Here is a 19,005-nt window from a genome sequence, read left to right on the forward strand (position 1 = left end):
TGATCGGCCCTCGCCTACTGCACGCAATCCACCATCCATTGCACGCCGAACCGATCCGTCAGCTTGCCGTAATAGCTACCCCAAGGCTGGACGGCGAGCGGCGTCGTCACTGTGCCGCCTTCAGCCAATCGGGCAAACATCCTTTCAGTGCTCTCCCAGTCATCCGTCATGAGCATATGGGCGGAACCTCGCATCGGCTCTGCGTCGTGATTGTCCGAAGCGAAGAACATGACGCCTGGTCCTTCAAAGCGAGCATGCATTACCCTGCCCCGCATTGCCTCGTGGGCAAGCGGTATCCCATCCGCACCGTGCCGGATCAACAGCGTCACCTGGCCAAGCCCGCAGGTCGTATAGAAGACAAGCGCGTCCTCACAATGCGTCGTGAAAAACAGATAATTGGCGAGTTGCATCTCCTGCCTCCCCTTGTTGCCGAACGAGCGGCCCACGCGGCCGCCCGGTATTGTTACCGATTAACTCATCTCAGGCGCGATGAGCGTCGACTGCGGGCGCTGCGGCGCTCGCAATGGCGCCGACAAGATCGGCATTGCTGTAGCTTTGTCCCGCAATGCCCCAGGCACCCTCGGGCGCATAGACGATATTCGACCAGATGTGCTCGCGCTTGATCCGCCCCTCCGCGGCCCGCTCGACGACATCGGTCGCCCTTGCAATGAAAGCACGTTTGGCGTCGGCAGTCGCGAGTGCGATTTCGGGCAGTTTGAGTTCGATAAAGGCCGCGGCAACGGGCTTTCCGGCCGCCAGCACATGTTCTGCCGGAAGCACATTGATCGAACCGATGACATTGGCCGTCATGAATTCATTCCCGGTCAATCCGGCAACGTCGAGGACGGCATCTGTCAATCCGGCGAAAGCTTGCGCCTGCGCTTCGGAGGAAAGCAGCCCTTCGGATACGGTAAGTGTAATAGGCATGGGATATCTCCTTGTTGGACCTGCGCCGGCAAATGATATATACCGATCACTCTTTAACGATACACATCGATCACTCTCTATGCAACAGATAAAGAGAGATCACTCTTAATGGAGGCGGCAGTGCGCTACAGCGCCGAACATAAGGAAGAAACCCGGACGCGGGTCGTCGCGGCGGCGGGGCAAGTCTTTCGCAAGGAAGGCTATGGCGGCGCGGGCATCGACGCGCTGACGAAAGCGGCCGGCGTTACCAACGGCGCATTCTACGGACACTTCAAGTCCAAGAGCGAAGCGTTTCGCACCGCGGTCGTGGAAGGGTTGGAGGAATTGCGTCAAGCGATCCTGACACTCAGGCAAAACCAGCCGAAAGACTGGTTGAAGGCGCTTGCCGGCTTCTATCTCGGCTACAAGCGGACCTGCGATCTCGGCGACAGCTGCACGCTGCCGAGCCTTTCCCCCGACGTGATGCGGGCCGATGAGGAAACACGCCGCGTCTATACGGTAGAGTTGAGAAAGTTGATCGCGGATGTCGCCGCCGGCCTGCCGGAGAGCACAAGCTCCGGAGAAACAACGGCGGAAGATCGTGCCATCGTTCTTCTCGCAACGCTGAGCGGCGGCCTAACGCTTGCCCGCGCCGTCTCCGATCCCGCCCTTTCCGCCCAAATAGCCAAAGCCATCGAGCGGGCCGCTCTGGCGGCAGACAATCCCTCGCAGCCGCAAGGCAAATGACGATACAGGTCACACAATGACGGGATAGCCGAGACGAAGTTCGTCACTTCGTCTCGGCGGGGCCGTTTACGCTCGGATCGCCTTGTCATCCGCATCGAAACGATGCATCTGGCTCGCATCCGGCGTCGCATAGACCATCTCGTCCGGCTCATATTTATGTTCGCCGAAAAGACGCGCAGTCAGAAGACCGGTGGCCTCGGATTCGAGATAGATGATCGTATCGGCACCGAGATGCTCGACATGGATGACCTTGGCTGCCCATGTGCCCTGATCGCGCGACAGCGTGATATGTTCGGGGCGGATGCCAACGGTCTTGGCACCGCTTTCGCCGAGTCGTTCTGAAGGGATGAAATTCATCTGCGGCGAGCCGATGAAGCCGGCAACGAAGGTATTGGCCGGACGGTTATAAAGCTCCATCGGCGAACCGATCTGCTCGATCGCACCGGCATTGAGCACGACGATCTTGTCGGCAAGCGTCATCGCCTCGACCTGGTCGTGGGTGACGTAGATCATCGTCGCCTTCAGGCTGCGATGCAGCCGGGCGATCTCCAGGCGGGTCTGGACGCGCAGCGCCGCATCGAGGTTCGAGAGCGGCTCATCGAAAAGGAAAAGCTCGGGTTCGCGCACGATGGCACGGCCGATTGCGACACGCTGACGCTGGCCACCGGAGAGCTCCGATGGGCGGCGGCCGAGATAGGGCGCAAGCGACAGCATCCCGGACGCCTTCTCGACCCGGCTGTCGATTTCGGCCTTCGGCGTGCCGGCCTGCTTGAGGCCCAGACCCATATTGTCCTTGACGGTCAGATGCGGATAGAGCGCATAGGACTGGAAGACCATCGAGATGCCGCGCTTTGCCGGAGGAGTGACGGTCACATCCTGGCCGTTGATCAGCACGGCGCCGGAGGTCACGTCCTCGAGACCGGCGATGCTGCGCAGGAGGGTCGACTTGCCGCAGCCGGAAGGACCCACGAAGATGACGAACTCACCATCCTTTACCTCGAGGTCGATGCCCTTCAGCACGTCATGCGTACCATAGGCCTTGCGGATGGATTTCAGTTGAAGCGATCCCACAGTCTTTTGTCCTTATAGATAAACGGGCTTGCCGGTGCGCACGCTCTCATCGGCGGCAAGGCATATGCGCAGCGATTGAACGGCATCGTCCATATGGCGATTGAGGTCGATATCCTCGCGGATGGCCTTCAGCATGAAGGCCTGCTCGAAGTCGCAGAGCTCCTGATGGCCCGGTTCGCCATCCATATGCAGATCCTGATCCGGCGGAATGAACTGGCCGTTCGGACCAGTCTCGGCGCTATGCAGCCGGATGACCGACGTCTTCGTGTGCATGTCGATATCGTCAGACTTGGCATTCTGATCCATGGCGATCGAGACCGAACCGTTCGGCGACATCACGTCCTTCACGAAGAACGCCGTCTCCGAAATCATCGGACCCCAGGCGGCTTCGTACCAGCCGACGGAACCGTCTTCGAATATCACCTGCAGATGGCCGTAATTATACATGTCCGGCTTGATCTCCTGCGTCAGCCGCAGGCCCATGCCGCGTACTTCGACGGGCTTGGCATCGGTGATCTGGCACATGACGTCGACATAATGCACGCCGCAATCGACGATCGGCGAAGTGTTCTGCATTAGCGCCTTATGCGTCTCCCAGGTCGGGCCGCTCGATTGCTGATTGAGGTTCATGCGGAACACATAGGGGCCGCCGAGCTTACGCGCTTCGGCAATCAACCGCATCCACGAGGGATGATGGCGAAGGATGTAGCCGATCGTCAGCTTCTTGCCGGCCTTCTTCGCAGCCGCGACCGCACGCTCGGCATCTTCGACCGTCGTGGCCAGCGGCTTCTCGACGAAGACGTGGCAACCGGCTTCGAAGGCCATGATGGCGAAATCGGCATGGCTGTCGGAATAGGTATTGATGGAGCAGAGGTCCGGCTTCAGCTCCTTCAACGCGGTCTCGAAATCCGGATGGACCGTATATCCCTGCAACTCCTCAGGCAGTTCACGCTTGGAGCGGTTGACGAGGCCGACGATCTCGAAGCCCGGATTGTGGTGATAGGCCAGCGCATGGCTGCGACCCATATTGCCAAGGCCGGCAACGAGAACGCGGATCGGCTTTTCAGATACGCTCACTTGACTGCTCCGGATGTAATGCCGCGAATGAGTTGACGCGAAAAGATGACGTAAAGGATGAGGATTGGCAGGATGGCGAGCGTCAGTGCCGCCAGCACCGCATTCCAGTTGGTGACGAACTGGCCGATGAAGATCTGAGATCCGAGCGTCACCGTCTTGGTCGCCTCGCTCGGGGCAAGGATCAGCGGGAACCACAGGTCATTCCAGATCGGGATCATGGTGAAGACGGCGACCGTCGCCATGGCCGGACGGACCAATGGCAGCACCAGTCGGAAGAAGATCGCATATTCGCTGAGACCGTCGATGCGGCCGGCATTCTTCAGGTCGTCGGAAACCGTCCGCATGAACTCGGACAGGATGAAGATCGCCAGCGGCAGGCCCTGCGCGGTATAGACCAGGATCAGGGCCGTCAGCGTGTTGACGAGGCCGGCGGCGACCATGCCCTGCAGGATCGCGACAGTACCGAGACGGATCGGGATCATGATGCCGATGGCCAGATAAAGACCCATCACCGTATTGCCGCGGAAACGATATTCCGACAGCGCAAAGGCCGCCATCGCTCCGAACAGCAGCGTGAGAATGATCGAGACGATCGTCACGACGAAGCTGTTCTGGAAATAGGTGAGGAAGTCCCCCTGCTTCAGAACGGTATCATAGCCGATCATGCTGAAGGAGGATGGTGTCGGAACGCTCAAGGGCGCGCGGAAGATCGAGGCGCGATCCTTGAAGGAGTTGATGACGGTCAGGAATACCGGGAAGATGGCGACGAGCGTATAGGCGATGAGCGCCAGATGGACAAAGCCGGTGCGGACAAGGGAAGTGCGTGCCTTGGACATGGATCGCGCTCCTCAGAACTGGTAGCGGCGGATGCGCCGCTGGACGATGAAAAGATAGAAGGACACGCCGGCCAGGATGATGAGGAACATCACCGTCGCGATCGTCGCGCCCATCGAGCGGTCGCCCAACTGCAGCTGGAAGCCGAAGAAGACGCGGTAGAGCAGCGTGCCGAGAATATCGGTCGAACCATCCGGCCCCGCCAAGGCGCCCTGCACGGTATAAACCAGATCGAACGCGTTGAAATTGCCGACGAAGGTCAGGATCGAGATGATGCCGATAGCGGGCAGCACCAGCGGCAGCTTGATCTTCCAGAACTGGCTCCAGCCGGTGATGCCATCGCATTCGGCGGCTTCGATTACCTCTTCGGGGATGTTGAGCAGCGCGGCATAGATCAGCATCATCGGAATGCCGACATATTGCCAGACCGAAATCAGCGCGACGGTAATCAGCGCCGTGCTCGGCCTGCCGAGCCATGGAGCGAAGAACGATTTCAGGCCGATGAAATTCAGAAGCTCGGGCGCAACACCCCAGAGCGGCGAGAGGATCAGCTTCCAGATGAAGCCGACGACGACGAAGGAGAGCAGCGTCGGCAGGAAGATGGCTGTGCGGTAGAAGGCGACAAAGCGCAGCTTCGGCAAGGACAGGAGTGCAGCCAAAGCGACACCGATCGGATTCTGCACGCACATGTGAATGGCGAAGAAGATCAGGTTGTTGCGCAGCGCATTCCAGAAATCATGCGACCAGCGGTCATCGCCGAACAGCACCTTGAAATTGTTCAGGCCGACGAAGACGGACTGGTTGTCGACGACGTTGTAAAGCGACAGCCGCAATGTCTCGATCAGCGGCAGGATCATGACCGCCGTATAGACGACGAAGGCCGGGAAAAGGAAAACGAGGATATGCCAGCGCTTGGAGCGCCTGATCGGCATGACCTCAAGGGCATCTGATGTCGCAGCGTCGCTCATGGCTTTCTGCCTGTTTTTCTTGGCTGCTTGATGAGACGGCAGCTCAAAGGTTCAAATCCGTCCGTTGCCCCGGCTCTTAAGCCGGATGGAAGCGACATCGGGCGTGTCGAATGCAAAGGCGAGATGATCGCCGATCCAATTACTCAAGATAACGAAAAGGGCGAGGAGCCTTGAAGACCCCTCGCCCGTATTATGCAGTCATTACTTGCCCGGCTTGTACCAGCTGTCGAGGCCCTTCTGGAGCTTCGCGCCGGCCTGCTCCGGGGTATCCGTGCCGTTGATCACGTTTGCGGATTCGGTCCAGGTCTCGTTTTCAAGGTTCGGCGTGCCGCGCGACAGGATCTGATAGGTCGAACGAACGGTCGACTTGTGATTGTCGCGCCAGGAAACGAATTCCTGCGCAAGCGGATCGGTCATCTTCACCGGATGCGAGTTCAGGCTGAAGAAGCCCGGCAGAGAGTTGGCGTAGATGGTAGCGAATTCGTCGGAAGCGACCCAGTCGAGGAACTTCTTGGCTTCTTCCTGATGCTTGCTCTTCGTGTTCAAGCCGACGCCGATATCCGGATGGTCGGAGATATAGGCGGTGTCGCCAGCCTTTGCGACCGGCGGCGGGAATGCGCCCATCTTGAACTGCGCCTGGGTGTTGAAGAGAGCAATTTCCCAGGAGCCAGCCGGATAGATCGCAGCCTTGCCGAGCGTGAAGAGGTTCTGACTGTCAGCGTAACCTTGAGCTTCGAAGCCGTCACCGAGATAGGGCTTCCACTTGGCCAGTTCCTTGTAAGGATCGACCCACGGCGCGTCCGTCAGCTTTTCCTTGCCAGAAATCAGAGCCTTTCGGCCTTCCTCACCCTTCCAGTAGTTCGGGCCGATGTTCTGGTAGCCCATGGTTGCGGCTTCCCAGAGGTCCTTCGTGCCCATGGCCATCGGGATGTAGGTGCCATCGGCCTTGATCTTGTCGAGAACGGCGAAGAACTCATCGCGCGTCGTCGGCACCTTGAGGCCGAGCTTGTCGAAGGCGTCCTTGTTGTAGATGAAGCCGTGGATGACCGAAGCCATCGGCACGCAGAAGGTCGACTTGCCGTCGTCGGTCGACCACGCGGCCTTGGCGACAGCCGAGAAGTTTTCCAAACCCTTAAGCTTGGTCAGATCGGCAAGATGCTTCTTGTTGAAGAGGTCGAGCGAAGCATCGAACGGACGGCAGGTGATGATGTCGCCTGCGGAACCGGCATCGAGCTTGGCGTTCAGCGATGCGTTGTATTCGGTAGGCGCCGTCGGCGAGAAGACGATCTTGATGCCCGGGTTCTTCGCTTCAAAAGCCGGGATGATCTTTTCCTGCCAGATCTGCAGGTCGTCGTTACGCCAGCTTTCAACCGTCAGCGTCACGTCGGCCGCATGCGCGAGGCTGACTGAGGTCAGCAGGCTCGATGCAAGAAGCAAGCCTTTCAGAATATTGGTTTTCATTTCCCTCTCCTGTTTTCCGCGCCATGGCAAGGCGCTGTTCTCGATCTGAAAATCCGCTGGCCTGTCCGAGGAAACGGTCAGCGCCCCATGGGAACCGCCAGAATTGCCGATCCCCCATGCAAAAGGCTTCAAAGGCTTCGCGCCCGATCGGCCCGATCAATTGCCGTCCGCCGCCACCGGACGGAGACACAGCAAGAACCGCGTGGGAAACTATGACAAACGTCGAATCGAGATCCTCCTGATCCCAGCGGCCTGGCGCAACGACGAGATGCACACCATTCTGCTTCATCTACCGGCTGTTGTTTTTCCGCCAGCCTTGCCGATGTCCGTTCATACTGTTCCCTTGCTCCGAATTAAGTCCAAAAAAATACCAATTGTCCAGCCGAATTTAACTTTCAGGAGCAAAAAGATGTAGGCCGATTAATTTATTTAGATAATTCAATAGGATATTATCAGACAAAAATGCCTGCCTTGCCTATTGGTAAATGGTATTTTTTTGGTATTGTATGAAAAAACAGGGAATAGGCGGCATCCGGAGGCATGATGGGGCAGTTTGCAATTGGTATCGATGGCGGCGGCACGAGTTGCCGGGCAGCGGTTATAGATGACCGCGGGCAGGTGCTCGGCACCGGCAAGGCCGGTGCGGCAAACATCCTCTCCGATCTGGAAAACTCGCTGATCCATATCGTCGCCTCGGCAAAGCAGGCATTGATTGATGCCGGGCTCGCCCCTGAACTGCTGCAAACACTGCCTGCCGTCATCGGAACCGCCGGAGCCAATGTCGGCAACTACGGCAAGCAGGTCGAAAGCGCCCTGCCCTTTAAAAGCACGCGTGTCGTCACAGATGCGACGACAGCGCTTCAGGGCGCGCTTGGCGACGCCGATGGGATCATCGGCGCCTTCGGCACCGGCTCCGTCTACAACGCCCGTCGCGATGGCAGGATTTGGGGTATCGGTGGCTGGGGTTTTGTCATTGGCGACCAGGCGAGCGGCGCCCGTCTCGGGCGTGACCTGCTCGAGAGAGCTGTCTTGGCCCATGACAAAGTGAGGGCGGGTTCAGCGCTTACAGCATCGATCATGGCCGAATACGGCAACGATCCGGAACGTATCGTCGAATTTGCGCATGCATCCAAGCCCAAGGATTTCGCCCGATATGCACCGATCGTGTTCGAATATGCCGGAATGGAGGATGTGGTCGCCATCGATATCGTCAAGACGGCGGCAAGATCGATAGCTGAGAGCCTGGATGCACTGCTTTGGCCGGAATGCCCTTCGATCTGCCTTCTCGGCGGCCTTGCCCAAGCTTATCGTCCCTGGCTTGATGAGCGCCACAAGGCGATTCTCGCTGAACCAAGAGGAGATGTTCTGCGCGGCGCCGTAGAACTGGCGGCGAAATTGCTGCGGGGTGGAGAGGAAAACAAGGCATGACCGAAGATTTGAGCGCGATCTTCTCGCCGGAGCGCCTTTCTGGAGGCGGCACGGGTCCGCTTTACGTCAAGCTCCGGCGTACGCTCGAAGAGGCCGTAAAGGTCGGTAGGCTGAAACATGGAGACGCACTTCCACCGGAGCGTGACATCGCGGAGTTTGCAGCGGTCAGCCGCGTCACGGTACGCAAGGCGATCGACGACCTCGTGGCCGAAGGCATTCTTGTCCGTCGCCACGGCTCGGGAACATTCGTCGCAAAACCTGTTTCCAAGGTGGAACAGCGGCTGTCGCAGCTGACATCGTTTACGGAGGACATGGCCCGACGCGGGATGACGGCTCGTTCCGAATGGCTGCACAAGGGTATCCATACGCCCTCCCCGGATGAAATGATGATTCTCGGTCTTGCAGCCGACACCAAGGTATCGCGGCTCAGCCGCCTCCGCATCGCCGACGATCAGCCATTGGCGATCGAGCACGCCAGTGTCTCCGGCGAATTTCTGCCGGATCCATCGGTGGTCACGACATCGCTCTATGCGGAACTGGAAAAGCGTCAGGTGCGCCCCGTCCGCGCCGTTCAGCGCATATCGGCGACCAACATGAAAGAGGCGGACGCCGGATTGCTCGGCGTTCCCGTCGGCGCTGCCGGCCTCTCGATCGAGCGCATCTCCTATCTCGGCTCTGGCCGGGCCGTCGAATTCACACGATCGCTCTATCGCGGCGATGCCTATGATTTCGTCGCAGAACTGACCATCGGCGCGAACTAGCTCAGATCCGCGAGACCGAAAAATGCCGGAATCAAAAAAAGCCGCCCCAGCCAAGATGACTGGGGCGGCTTTTGCATGCAGAATCAAATTCTAAGCTAAGCACTGCAAGCCGTTGAAACGACTCGCAATCAGGCTGCGTCGTCGACCGCGGCCTCGCGCTTCTCCGGCACATAATTGAGGACCGGGCCGAGCCAGCGCTCTACCTCGGCCACCGGCATGCCCTTACGACCGGCATAGTCCTCCACCTGATCGCGCTCGACCTTGGCAACGCCGAAGTAGTAGGAGGACGGGTGAGCTATGTAGATGCCCGAGACGGACGAACCTGGCCACATCGCATAGCTTTCCGTGAGTTTCACGCCGGCTGCTGCTTCGGCGTCCAGAAGGCGGAAAAGCGTGTCCTTTTCGGTATGGTCAGGTTGAGCCGGATAACCTGGCGCCGGACGAATACCGGCATAGGCTTCGAGAACGAGTTCCTCGCTTGAGAAAGTCTCGTCCGGAGCATAACCCCAGAACTCCCGCCGCACCCGCTCGTGCATCCGCTCGGCAAAGGCTTCCGCGAAGCGGTCGGCCAGTGCTTTCACCAGGATCGAGGAGTAATCGTCATTGGCACGCTCGAAGCGCTCGGCGATAGCGACTTCTTCAATGCCGGCCGTGACGACGAAGCCGCCGACATAATCACCGACACCGCTGGAAGCCGGCGCCACGAAGTCCGACAGGGCGACATTCGGCCGGCCATCACGCTTCGACAGCTGCTGGCGCAACGTATAGAAAGTGGCGAGTTCTTCGCTGCGGCTTTCATCCGTGAACAACCTTATGTCATCGCCGACGGCACCCGCCGGCCAGAAGCCGATGACCGCACGCGGGCGGAACCAGTTTTCCGCAATGATCTTTTCCAGCATCGCCTGCGCATCGCCATAGAGCTGCCGCGCCGCCTCGCCCTGCTTCTCGTCTTCGAGAATTGCCGGGAAACGCCCCTTCAATTCCCAGGTCTGGAAGAACGGAGTCCAGTCGATATATTTCGCAAGTTCGGCAAGATCGTAACTCTCGAATACCTTGGTCCCGAAGAACTGCGGCTTGACCGGCTTGTAGCTCGACCAATCCACTTTCTCCGCATTTTCACGTGCCCTTGCGATCGGTAACCGTACCTTCTCCGCTTCGCTGCGTGCGTGGGCAGCAGCGACCTTGGAATACTCAGCCCGAACGGTGTCGATATAGCCCTGCCGCGCATCGGGCGACAGCAGCGCTGATACGACGCCAACGGCCCGGCTCGCATCCGTAACGTAGACGGTTTGCCCTCGGTGATAGCCTGGATGGATTTTCACCGCGGTATGGACGCGGCTGGTCGTGGCACCACCGATCAGCAAGGGAATGTCGAAGCCCTGCCGCTCCATCTCGGAAGCAACATGCACCATTTCGTCGAGAGATGGTGTGATCAACCCTGACAGGCCGATAATATCGACCTTTTCGGCGACGGCTGTCTCCAGGATCTTCGTCGCCGGCACCATGACGCCGAGATCGATGATCTCGTAATTGTTGCAGGCGAGAACAACGCCAACGATGTTCTTGCCGATGTCGTGCACGTCACCCTTGACAGTCGCCATCAGAATCCTGCCGGCGGACTTCCGCTCGCTATCATCGCCATTGGCAAGCTTCTCGGCTTCCATGTAGGGCAGCAAAACGGCGACGGCCTGCTTCATGACACGGGCGGACTTCACGACTTGCGGCAGGAACATCTTCCCCGAACCAAAGAGATCGCCAACGACATTCATGCCGGCCATCAGCGGGCCTTCGATGACATGCAGCGGCCGCTCGGCAACCTGACGCGCTTCCTCGGTATCGGCTTCGATATATTCGGTAATGCCGTTGACCAGCGCATGTTCGAGCCGCTTCTCGACCGACCATTCGCGCCAGGAAAGATCCTGCGCCTTCGCCTCCTTGCTGCCGGCACCGCGGAAGCGTTCAGCGATCTCAAGCAGACGCTCCGTGCTGTCCGAGCGGCGGTTAAGCACGACATCCTCGCAAGCCTCCCGCAAATCCGGGTCGATATTGTCATAGACAGCCAATTGCCCGGCATTGACGATACCCATGTCCATGCCCGCCTGGATGGCGTGATAGAGGAACACGGCGTGCATGGCCTCGCGGACGGGTTCATTGCCGCGGAACGAGAAGGACAGGTTTGAGACGCCGCCGGAAATATGGACCAGTGGCATGGTCTTCCGGATCGTCCGGGTCGCCTCGATAAAGTCGACACCGTAATTATTGTGCTCTTCGATCCCCGTTGCGACCGCAAAGATATTCGGATCGAAGATGATATCTTCCGGTGGCAGGCCTGCTACTTCCGTCAGCAACTTATAAGCGCGCGAGCAGATTTCCACCTTGCGCTCATAGCTGTCCGCCTGCCCCTGCTCGTCAAACGCCATGACGACGACAGCCGCACCATACATGCGCATCAAGCGAGCCTGCTTGAGGAAGTTCTCCTCGCCTTCCTTCAAGGATATGGAATTGACGATCGGCTTGCCCTGAACGCATTTCAATCCTGCCTCGATGATCGAGAACTTCGAGCTGTCGATCATGACCGGAACACGGGCGATGTCCGGTTCAGCGGCGATGAGGTTCAGGAATTCCACCATGGCCTTTTCCGAATCGATCAGGCCCTCATCCATGTTGATGTCGATGACCTGCGCGCCATTCTCGACCTGGTCGCGCGCCACGGCAAGGGCAGCAGTATAATCGGCATTGGTGATCAGCTTGCGGAATTTCGCCGAGCCGGTAACGTTCGTGCGCTCGCCGACATTGACGAACGGAATGTCCTTGGTGAGCTCGAACGGTTCCAGCCCGGAGAGCGACATGAAGGGGCGATGTTCGGCAAGCTGACGCGGCGGATATTTGGAAACGGCCTGAGCGATAGCGGCAATATGCTCGGGCGTGGAGCCGCAGCAGCCGCCAACGATATTGACCAGACCTTCGCGAGCGAACTCCTCCACCTGCGCCGCCATCATCTCGGGCGTTTCGTCATATTGGCCGAATTCGTTCGGCAGACCGGCATTCGGATAGGCGCAGATGAAGGTATCCGCAGCAGCCGAAAGCTCCTGCAAATGCGGCCGCATCGCGTTGGCGCCGAGCGCACAATTGAGGCCGATCGTAAACGGGCTGGCATGGCGCACGGAATTCCAGAATGCCGACGGCGTCTGCCCCGACAGCGTGCGGCCGGAGAGATCCGTGATCGTGCCGGAAATCATGACGGGCAAATGGATGCCCTTGGCCTCGAAGCGCTCCTCGCAAGCGAAAATCGCGGCCTTCGCGTTCAACGTATCGAAGATCGTCTCGATCAGAATGATGTCGGCGCCACCATCGATCAGGCCGTCGATCTGCTCTCCATAGGCGAGACGCAAATCATCAAAGCTGACAGCACGATAGCCGGGATTGTTGACATCGGGGGAAATGGAGGCGGTTCGATTGGTGGGACCGATTGCGCCCGCGACGAACCGGCGCCTGCCATCCTCGCGCTCGGCGCGGATCGCCGCGCGGCGCACGATTTCCGCGCCCTCCTTGTTGAGGTCGTAAACCGCACCTTCCATCTGATAGTCCGCCTGCGCAATGCTAGTGGAAGAGAAGGTGTTGGTTTCGAGGATATCGGCTCCAGCTTTAGCATAGCGATAATGGATCTCTTCGATGGCATCGGGCTGCGTCAGAATGAGGAGGTCGTTGTTACCCTTCTGATGACAGGCGCAGCCGATGAACCGATGGCCGCGAAACTGGTCTTCATCAAAGCCAAGGCCCTGAATCTGCGTGCCCATGGCACCATCAAGCACGAGGATTCGCTCGCTCGCCGCCTCTCGCAGGGCCTTGAACACCTCGCTGCCGTCGCGCTTCGCCGTTTCCGAACCAAAAAGATTGTCAAACATAAGCGAATTCCTCTGGCCTGATTGCGACTCCGCACTCAGATCACATAAAGATATCTTTATGTCAACATATCTATGCTTTAAGCGGCGTCAACGCAAGGACAATGCTTCCACAGTTCGAGGTGTTTTCGGAAAATAAGAGCGATCGGAACCGATCGTCGGCATGCCCCATGGACAAGATGAGGACAGCGACACAGTTTCATCCGTTATGCGATGACAGCACTATCGGGCAGAGCTATAGGCTTGAAGAAAGAATCCCAGGAGGACGGCATGAACATACAGGTTGAACCCGCAACGCTCGGAAACTGGAGCACGCGCGCCTACCATAGGCGTTGGCTGCTAGACCAAGCCGATGCGCTTTTTGACTTCTTCCAGTATCGCGCCGTCAATCCCAAGGGTGGCTTTTACGACATGAATGATGCCGGCAAACCGCTGGATTCAGTAAATCCCGTGCGCGGCATTCATTCGACTGCCCGAATGGTGCATTGCTTCTCGATCGGATCTCTGCTCGGCCGTCCCGGCGCAAACGAGATTGTCGATCACGGCATGACCTATCTGTGGAACAATCATCGAGACACGAAGCATGGCGGCTACTTTTGGTCGCTGAACAATGACGGCCCTGTCGATTCCAGCAAGCAGGGCTACGGTCATGCTTTCGTGCTGCTTGCAGCCTCTTCCGCAAAGACGATCGGCCATCCGTTGGCCGATGGCATGCTCGCCGATATCACCGAGATCCTGAACACGAAGTTCTGGGAGGCAAAGCACGGAGCGATTGCCGAGGAATTTAATCGGGATTGGTCGTTGATCGACGGCGGCACCTATCGCGGCCAGAACTCCAACATGCATCTGACGGAAGCGTTGATGGCCGCTTTCGAGGCAACGGGCGACAAGGCATATCTCGAAAAGGCGGAAAGCATCGCCGATCTCGTCATCCGCCGCTCGGCAGGCTCTGTCGGCTGGCGTGTCGCAGAGCATTTCAACGCCGATTGGGTCCTGGATAAGAATTACCGCGGCAACGAGATGTTTCGCCCATCGGGCACGACACCGGGACACTGGCTGGAATGGGCACGCCTCATCCTGCAGCTATGGTCGTTGGGGGAAAAGCGTCATGGCTGGATGCCGGAAGCGGCCAAGGGCCTCTTCTCTCAATCCATGTCACTCGGCTGGGACAGCGAGAAGAACGGGTTCTTCTACACGCTCGACTGGGAAGATGTGCCTGCAAAACGCAACAAACTCTGGTGGCCCGCTTGCGAAGGAGCCGGTGCCGCTCACTATCTGAACGAACACGTCCCGAGCGATTTCCACGAAGAAAGCTACCGCAAGATCTGGAGCGTTATTGGCCAAGCCTTCATCGATCGCACCAATGGCGGCTGGCACGAGGAACTGACGGAAAATCTCGCTCCTGCTCATACGCTGTTCCCTGGCAAAGGCGATATCTATCATGCCTTGCAGGCATGCCTGATCCCTCTCTTCCCGGCAACGGGCAGCCTGACCAAGGTCATCGCCGAGGCTGGCGGCAAAATCTAAAATTCGGAGCGGCGCCCGCTCCAAGGCTGGCGCCGCCTCAACCCTCTAAGTGAGGCTGAGATTGTGAAGTTCGTGACCGAGGGTCAGAGCAAGGGCTTCAACAACGAGATTGTGGTCTTCTCGCTGTGGTAGCCCGGAAACCGTGACGGCACCGATACAGCCCGTGCCGTTGACGAAGATCGGAAAGCTGCCACCAGATGCAGCGTATTCGGTGCTTGAGAGCCCGTTGTCCTCAATCGTCTTGCCCTGCTGCTGCAGCCGCAACGTGCTCGCATAGCTGCTGCGGAAGTAACGCAGCACCATATTACGCTTCCGGCGAATCCAGTTGGAATTGTCAGGTGTCGAGCCGGGCAAGGCTATATAGAAAACCGGCATGGAATGCAGTGTGATATCGATCGCAACGCCCATGTTGCGCTCGCTGGCGAGGTCGCGCAACAGCTTGCCAAGCACCCAGGCGGTCGAAAGGTCAAAAGCATCGAAACGCAGCGTTTCCTCTTGCAGCTCGATACGAACAAGGTCCTGGTCGATCGTCATGGAAAACCTTCTCTAGAAAATAGATCGGCCTATGAAACGCGGAGAGAATGATTTGTCCACCTATCTCTTCGGTATTTCGAAGCCGAGCTGCCACTTCTGGCCAATCGAGAAATCATACTCTTCCGGCTCGAACGCCTCGAAACCTCCACCCGGGTAGAAGGTCAGCTCCCCGACGCGCACCCACTCCGCCGATGCATAGAGATCGACGCGCACGAAATCGATATCGCAAGCGACCGTTTCAGCGACGTGGATCATCTCCTCGAGTCGCGGCGGACGTGCTATTTCGCCTGGATAGAGACCGAGATAATCCCGATCATAGAATGGCAGCTTCTGCCAGTCGGGCGTATAGTTGCACGAATAGCCTCGACCATTTTCGCGTATGTCGATCTCAATATGCGAGACCTTCCCGCCGAACGTAAAGAGCCGGTAATCCCACGGAACCCGTCCATCGACGAGCAGCATGCTTTCGATGAGAATACGAGGCTTCAGCTGGCTGTAAGCCCATTCTCTGTTGTAGGACGCATGATCAATTGCCAGCCAATCGACCGATGGATCATTCTTGAGGAGCCGATCCACATCAGCCTCGTTGTAGAGAAATCGCCCGACACCGCTCGCATGGGTCGGCTTGACAACAGCCGGCAATGATATCTCTGCCCAATCCACGGCCGTCAGATCGCTCCCAACCCAAAGCGTCGGGATAACATATTGGCTGCCAACCCTTTCTCCAATCAGGACTTTGGCGTCGGCTTTGTCCACGAAACGCGGAAAGAGAGGGTTGCGATCATATAGTTTGCGTGCCTGAACCTTATCGGTAAAGGTTTGAGGGGATGACAAATTCGGAAACTTGCCGCGAATGGCGCGATACTTAAGTGCGCAATAGGGCTTATCGGGCAAAGGCGACATAAGCCGCCAGAGCAGGTTGTGCGCTCGCTCGCGCAATCCCTTCTGCAGATATCCCGGAATGAGAAATCCATCTCGGTCGGCGGCTCGATCTGTCATGGTGACGGTCTCGAATTTCAACTAGAAAGCAAGTGAAAACTATCAGCCGCCCTTTAACACAAGGTTATGCGTAAGCCTTCAAGATAGATGGCCATGAGCGCGTTCGTATCCAATCTCCTCAAAAGCTCGTTGATTAGCCTGGCAGCAACATCCATCTCCCTTGCCGCAGGCTTTGCGAGCAGCATTATCGCAGCCCGGCTGCTCGGCCCCGAGGGGTCCGGCAAAGTCGCCTACGCATTATGGATCGCCACCTCAGCCGCCGCATTGGCTGATATGGGCCTGCCTCAGACCCTGCTGCGTAATACAGGCGGTCTCGCGGGCAATGATGATGGGTGGAAAGTGCTGGTCCGGACTGCGCTCCGAAGTTTCCTTATATCGGTCAGCATGATCGGCGCGGGCATTCTTCTCTTTGCCGCGATCACCTACGCTTATCACGATGCGCGGCATGCCTGGTTCTGGCTGGTCACGGGACTCCTCTTCCTTAGCTATGCGTTCTACGTGTTCTCTACAGCCGTGGCACGCGGAAGAAATCGGTTCGGTCAAACCGCCCGAACCACCCTGTTGGGCGGAGCTATGCAGATCCCATTTGTATTCATCGGGGCCTGGTTGCTCGGCCCGACGGGAGCCTTGATCGGCTATGTCGCCCGCTATCTGCCGCAAGCATTGAAATTGCGCGACTATGTCGACCCCACCGCAAAATACTCGCGGGAAACGCTATCCCCGGAAATGTTGCGCTATGGCCGATACATCTGGTTCAGCGATCTCGTCGAGATCCTTATTCTCTCCCGCATTGAGTTCGTCTTTCTCGGCGTTTTTCTCTCTCCAGCCAGTATCGGCTACTTCGCTGCCGGGCTCGGTCTAGCTGGCCTCATCGAACAGATCATGCTCCAGATATCGCCGGCATTAATCGTCCATTTCACCGAAGCCCATGCAAAAAGCGATCAGCAATCTCTTAATGCAGCTTATAGGCGCGTCATCCGGATAGTCGCCCTGGTCATGCTACCGATCAGCATGGGTGGCGCAACCATCATGCCTGAACTTTTACCGTTGATCTTTGGCGATGCTTTCGAGCCCGCCGTGCCGGCCGCAGCCACACTGTTAGCCTTCGTATGGATTGCCGGCATATCCGTGATCCCCTGGGGTATCATCAGCGCATCTGGGCGCAGCGCCATTTTGCTACGCGTGCAGGTTACAAGCGCTGCTGCAACGATATCCTTACTAACCGCTCTCGTGCCGTCCCTCGGCTTGGAAGGTGCGGCTCTAGCTCGCGCGATGACGGTGACATTGACGTTTGTGTTGCTTGGCTGGATGGCCTGGAAACATGTTCGAGTCTCTGTCCCTTTAACCGCGTTGGCGAAAACGGTTCTTGCAGCAGCTCTCTGTGCGGGCGCAGCAAGCTTTGGCGTTTACAGCCTCGACGGGCTGCCGGCACTTTTAAGCGCCATTCCCGCCGGAGCAATCACCTATCTGCTGGCCATTCGTTTCTTGCGCTTGATTACGCCCGAAGACATAGAAATTCTGATGGCGACGGCCGGCGGAAAATTGCCGATCGGATCACGTCCCTTCGCTGGCAGACTGCTGAGCTTCCTTGCACCCGGCTGAGCGATCATTGGGCTTCATATACGGCAGCCAGGGTTTGCCGCGCAACTTCGTCCCAGGTAATGATTCCGTCGCGGAAAGCCGCCGAGCGCGGCATGGCCAGCGCTGCATCGATCTTCTCTCGCCATGCGGCCTCGCCATCCAATCTATAGGCAATGCAATTGGCGCGGGTAAAAGGAACGAGATCGGGTAACAGGATCGGCAGGCCGCAATAGCTATATTGCGCGAGTTTCAAGCTTGACTCTGCGAGATAGACCTCATCCGCGGTCAAGCGATATGGAGCAATGCCAAAATCAGCATGTTGCAGGTAAGGGATGATGCTCTCGAAATCCCTTTCGCCATAGATCGTGATATTCGGTCGAGCCCAACCATTCCATGTGGCGCCAAAAACATGGAAATTCACATCCGGCGCGGCAGCAGCCATCGCAGCGACGGAAGTCTGGTCAAAAAGCATATTGCCGATGGAAACCGCATTCCGGCTGCCGGGTATGTAAGGAGATGGCTGCTTGCGATCGAACAGGGCTGCATCAACGCCCTGCGGGATAACCCGTACACGTCCGCCCGGGGGAAGCATGGCCCCAAGCCGCTGCGAAGGAACGCAAATCGCATCAAAGTGGGCGATCTGCCGAGCTTCGATATCCTGCAGCGCCGACGTGGCCCCGATGGTTCTCAGCAGGTCGCGACAAAAATACAAAATCCGCGCCTTTGGATTTAGTTTCTTGACCTTGGCTAAGAAAGCGAGCGCGGAGCCGCTCTCAACCAGCACCAGATCTGCGTGGGCTATAACGCGGTGCGCAAAGGGCGGGAAATAGCTGCCATAGAGCCAAAAGAGCACCGGGCTAGCTGCATTGAGAAAGCGGTTGCCGGAACTGAAAGCATGCAGTGGGGGGAGATAGGCGCCGGCTCTCAAATTGGCAGCGATAGTCTGAAACCGATTCGCCTGATCTTGAGACAAAGCACGAAAGCGCCGGCGATCCTTGAGCAAGGTGAGCCAGCTGTGGCCGATAGTGAGAAAATGAACTTCATGCCCCTGCTCGGCCCAGCAGGATGCAATGAAGTGGATTGACGCTTTACGATAGCCGCGCAAAAACGCATGCGATGTCAAGATCACGATTTTTCGTCGTAGCTGAGCCTCTCGACTGGCCAGCTCTAGTTCCCCATTTGCCAAAGGCGGTCCCCAACAGCGACCCT

17 protein-coding genes are annotated in these 19,005 nt (G+C 58.0%); 6 read left to right on the forward strand and 11 right to left on the reverse strand.

What is annotated here, in order from left to right; genetic code table 11:
- Positions 1-14: 14 nt before the first annotated feature.
- Both AC13Q5_RS07565 and AC13Q5_RS07570 read right to left on the reverse strand, forming a co-directional pair.
- Positions 15-410, reverse strand: coding sequence for a VOC family protein (locus AC13Q5_RS07565; RefSeq protein WP_488501313.1), 396 nt, complete (start codon positions 408-410; stop codon positions 15-17).
- A gap of 70 nt (positions 411-480) precedes the next feature.
- Positions 481-927, reverse strand: coding sequence for a tautomerase family protein (locus AC13Q5_RS07570; RefSeq protein ID WP_488501314.1), 447 nt, complete (start codon positions 925-927; stop codon positions 481-483).
- Between the two features lie 120 nt (positions 928-1,047).
- Here AC13Q5_RS07570 and AC13Q5_RS07575 point away from each other — a divergent pair, with 120 nt between their 5' ends.
- Complete coding sequence (locus AC13Q5_RS07575; RefSeq protein WP_488501315.1) at positions 1,048-1,653, forward strand: TetR/AcrR family transcriptional regulator; 606 nt, start codon at positions 1,048-1,050, stop codon at positions 1,651-1,653.
- A 66-nt stretch (positions 1,654-1,719) separates the two neighbouring features.
- Here AC13Q5_RS07575 and AC13Q5_RS07580 read toward each other — a convergent pair whose 3' ends face one another.
- The 5 genes from AC13Q5_RS07580 to AC13Q5_RS07600 form a co-directional block, all read right to left on the reverse strand.
- The gene (locus tag AC13Q5_RS07580) at positions 1,720-2,724 is read right to left on the reverse strand and encodes an ABC transporter ATP-binding protein (protein WP_075850965.1); all 1,005 of its coding nucleotides are present in this window, start codon (positions 2,722-2,724) and stop codon (positions 1,720-1,722) included.
- 12 nt (positions 2,725-2,736) lie between these two features.
- On the reverse strand, positions 2,737-3,801 hold the full coding sequence (locus tag AC13Q5_RS07585; protein WP_488501316.1) for a Gfo/Idh/MocA family protein: 1,065 nt from the start codon (positions 3,799-3,801) through the stop codon (positions 2,737-2,739).
- A complete protein-coding gene (locus AC13Q5_RS07590; RefSeq protein WP_075850967.1) occupies positions 3,798-4,637 on the reverse strand; it encodes a carbohydrate ABC transporter permease in 840 nt (279 codons plus the stop codon). Before AC13Q5_RS07590 ends, AC13Q5_RS07585 begins: the two co-directional genes overlap by 4 nt.
- Before the next feature lie 12 nt (positions 4,638-4,649).
- The gene (locus AC13Q5_RS07595) at positions 4,650-5,603 is read right to left on the reverse strand and encodes a carbohydrate ABC transporter permease (protein WP_457881902.1); all 954 of its coding nucleotides are present in this window, start codon (positions 5,601-5,603) and stop codon (positions 4,650-4,652) included.
- Between the two features lie 201 nt (positions 5,604-5,804).
- Positions 5,805-7,064, reverse strand: coding sequence for an ABC transporter substrate-binding protein (locus tag AC13Q5_RS07600; RefSeq protein ID WP_488501317.1), 1,260 nt, complete (start codon positions 7,062-7,064; stop codon positions 5,805-5,807).
- 103 nt (positions 7,065-7,167) lie between these two features.
- Here AC13Q5_RS07600 and AC13Q5_RS07605 point away from each other — a divergent pair, with 103 nt between their 5' ends.
- From AC13Q5_RS07605 to AC13Q5_RS07615, 3 genes are all read left to right on the forward strand, one after another.
- Positions 7,168-7,479 carry a hypothetical protein gene (locus tag AC13Q5_RS07605; protein WP_488501318.1) on the forward strand — a complete coding sequence of 104 codons (312 nt, stop codon included), beginning with the start codon at positions 7,168-7,170 and terminating at the stop codon, positions 7,477-7,479.
- 128 nt (positions 7,480-7,607) lie between these two features.
- Entirely contained in the window at positions 7,608-8,492 is an 885-nt protein-coding gene (locus AC13Q5_RS07610; protein WP_488501319.1) for a glucosamine kinase nucleotide-binding domain-containing protein, read from the forward strand.
- On the forward strand, positions 8,489-9,253 hold the full coding sequence (locus AC13Q5_RS07615) for a GntR family transcriptional regulator (RefSeq protein ID WP_047631969.1): 765 nt from the start codon (positions 8,489-8,491) through the stop codon (positions 9,251-9,253). The genes AC13Q5_RS07610 and AC13Q5_RS07615 overlap by 4 nt, the downstream gene beginning before the upstream one ends.
- Positions 9,254-9,381: 128 nt before the next feature.
- Here AC13Q5_RS07615 and metH read toward each other — a convergent pair whose 3' ends face one another.
- Positions 9,382-13,158, reverse strand: coding sequence for a methionine synthase (gene metH / locus AC13Q5_RS07620; RefSeq protein ID WP_488501320.1), 3,777 nt, complete (start codon positions 13,156-13,158; stop codon positions 9,382-9,384).
- A gap of 267 nt (positions 13,159-13,425) precedes the next feature.
- On the opposite strand from metH, the gene AC13Q5_RS07625 reads away from it, so the two are divergent.
- Positions 13,426-14,682 (forward strand): AGE family epimerase/isomerase, encoded by a 1,257-nt coding sequence (locus tag AC13Q5_RS07625; protein WP_488501321.1) that lies wholly within the window; start codon positions 13,426-13,428, stop codon positions 14,680-14,682.
- A gap of 45 nt (positions 14,683-14,727) precedes the next feature.
- Here the strand turns inward: AC13Q5_RS07625 and AC13Q5_RS07630 are convergent, their stop codons facing one another.
- Positions 14,728-15,216 (reverse strand): heme-degrading domain-containing protein, encoded by a 489-nt coding sequence (locus AC13Q5_RS07630; RefSeq protein WP_488501322.1) that lies wholly within the window; start codon positions 15,214-15,216, stop codon positions 14,728-14,730.
- A gap of 60 nt (positions 15,217-15,276) precedes the next feature.
- Positions 15,277-16,215: an ATP-grasp fold amidoligase family protein gene (locus tag AC13Q5_RS07635; protein WP_457881907.1), complete on the reverse strand. Its 939-nt coding sequence runs from the start codon at positions 16,213-16,215 to the stop codon at positions 15,277-15,279.
- Between the two features lie 93 nt (positions 16,216-16,308).
- Here AC13Q5_RS07635 and AC13Q5_RS07640 point away from each other — a divergent pair, with 93 nt between their 5' ends.
- A complete protein-coding gene (locus AC13Q5_RS07640; RefSeq protein WP_488501323.1) occupies positions 16,309-17,817 on the forward strand; it encodes an oligosaccharide flippase family protein in 1,509 nt (502 codons plus the stop codon).
- A gap of 4 nt (positions 17,818-17,821) precedes the next feature.
- Here the strand turns inward: AC13Q5_RS07640 and AC13Q5_RS07645 are convergent, their stop codons facing one another.
- Positions 17,822-18,925, reverse strand: coding sequence for a GumK N-terminal domain-containing glycosyltransferase (locus AC13Q5_RS07645; RefSeq protein ID WP_488501324.1), 1,104 nt, complete (start codon positions 18,923-18,925; stop codon positions 17,822-17,824).
- Between the last annotated feature and the right edge of the window lie 80 nt (positions 18,926-19,005).

This window comes from Martinezella sp. CNPSo 3964 (genome assembly GCF_057784375.1).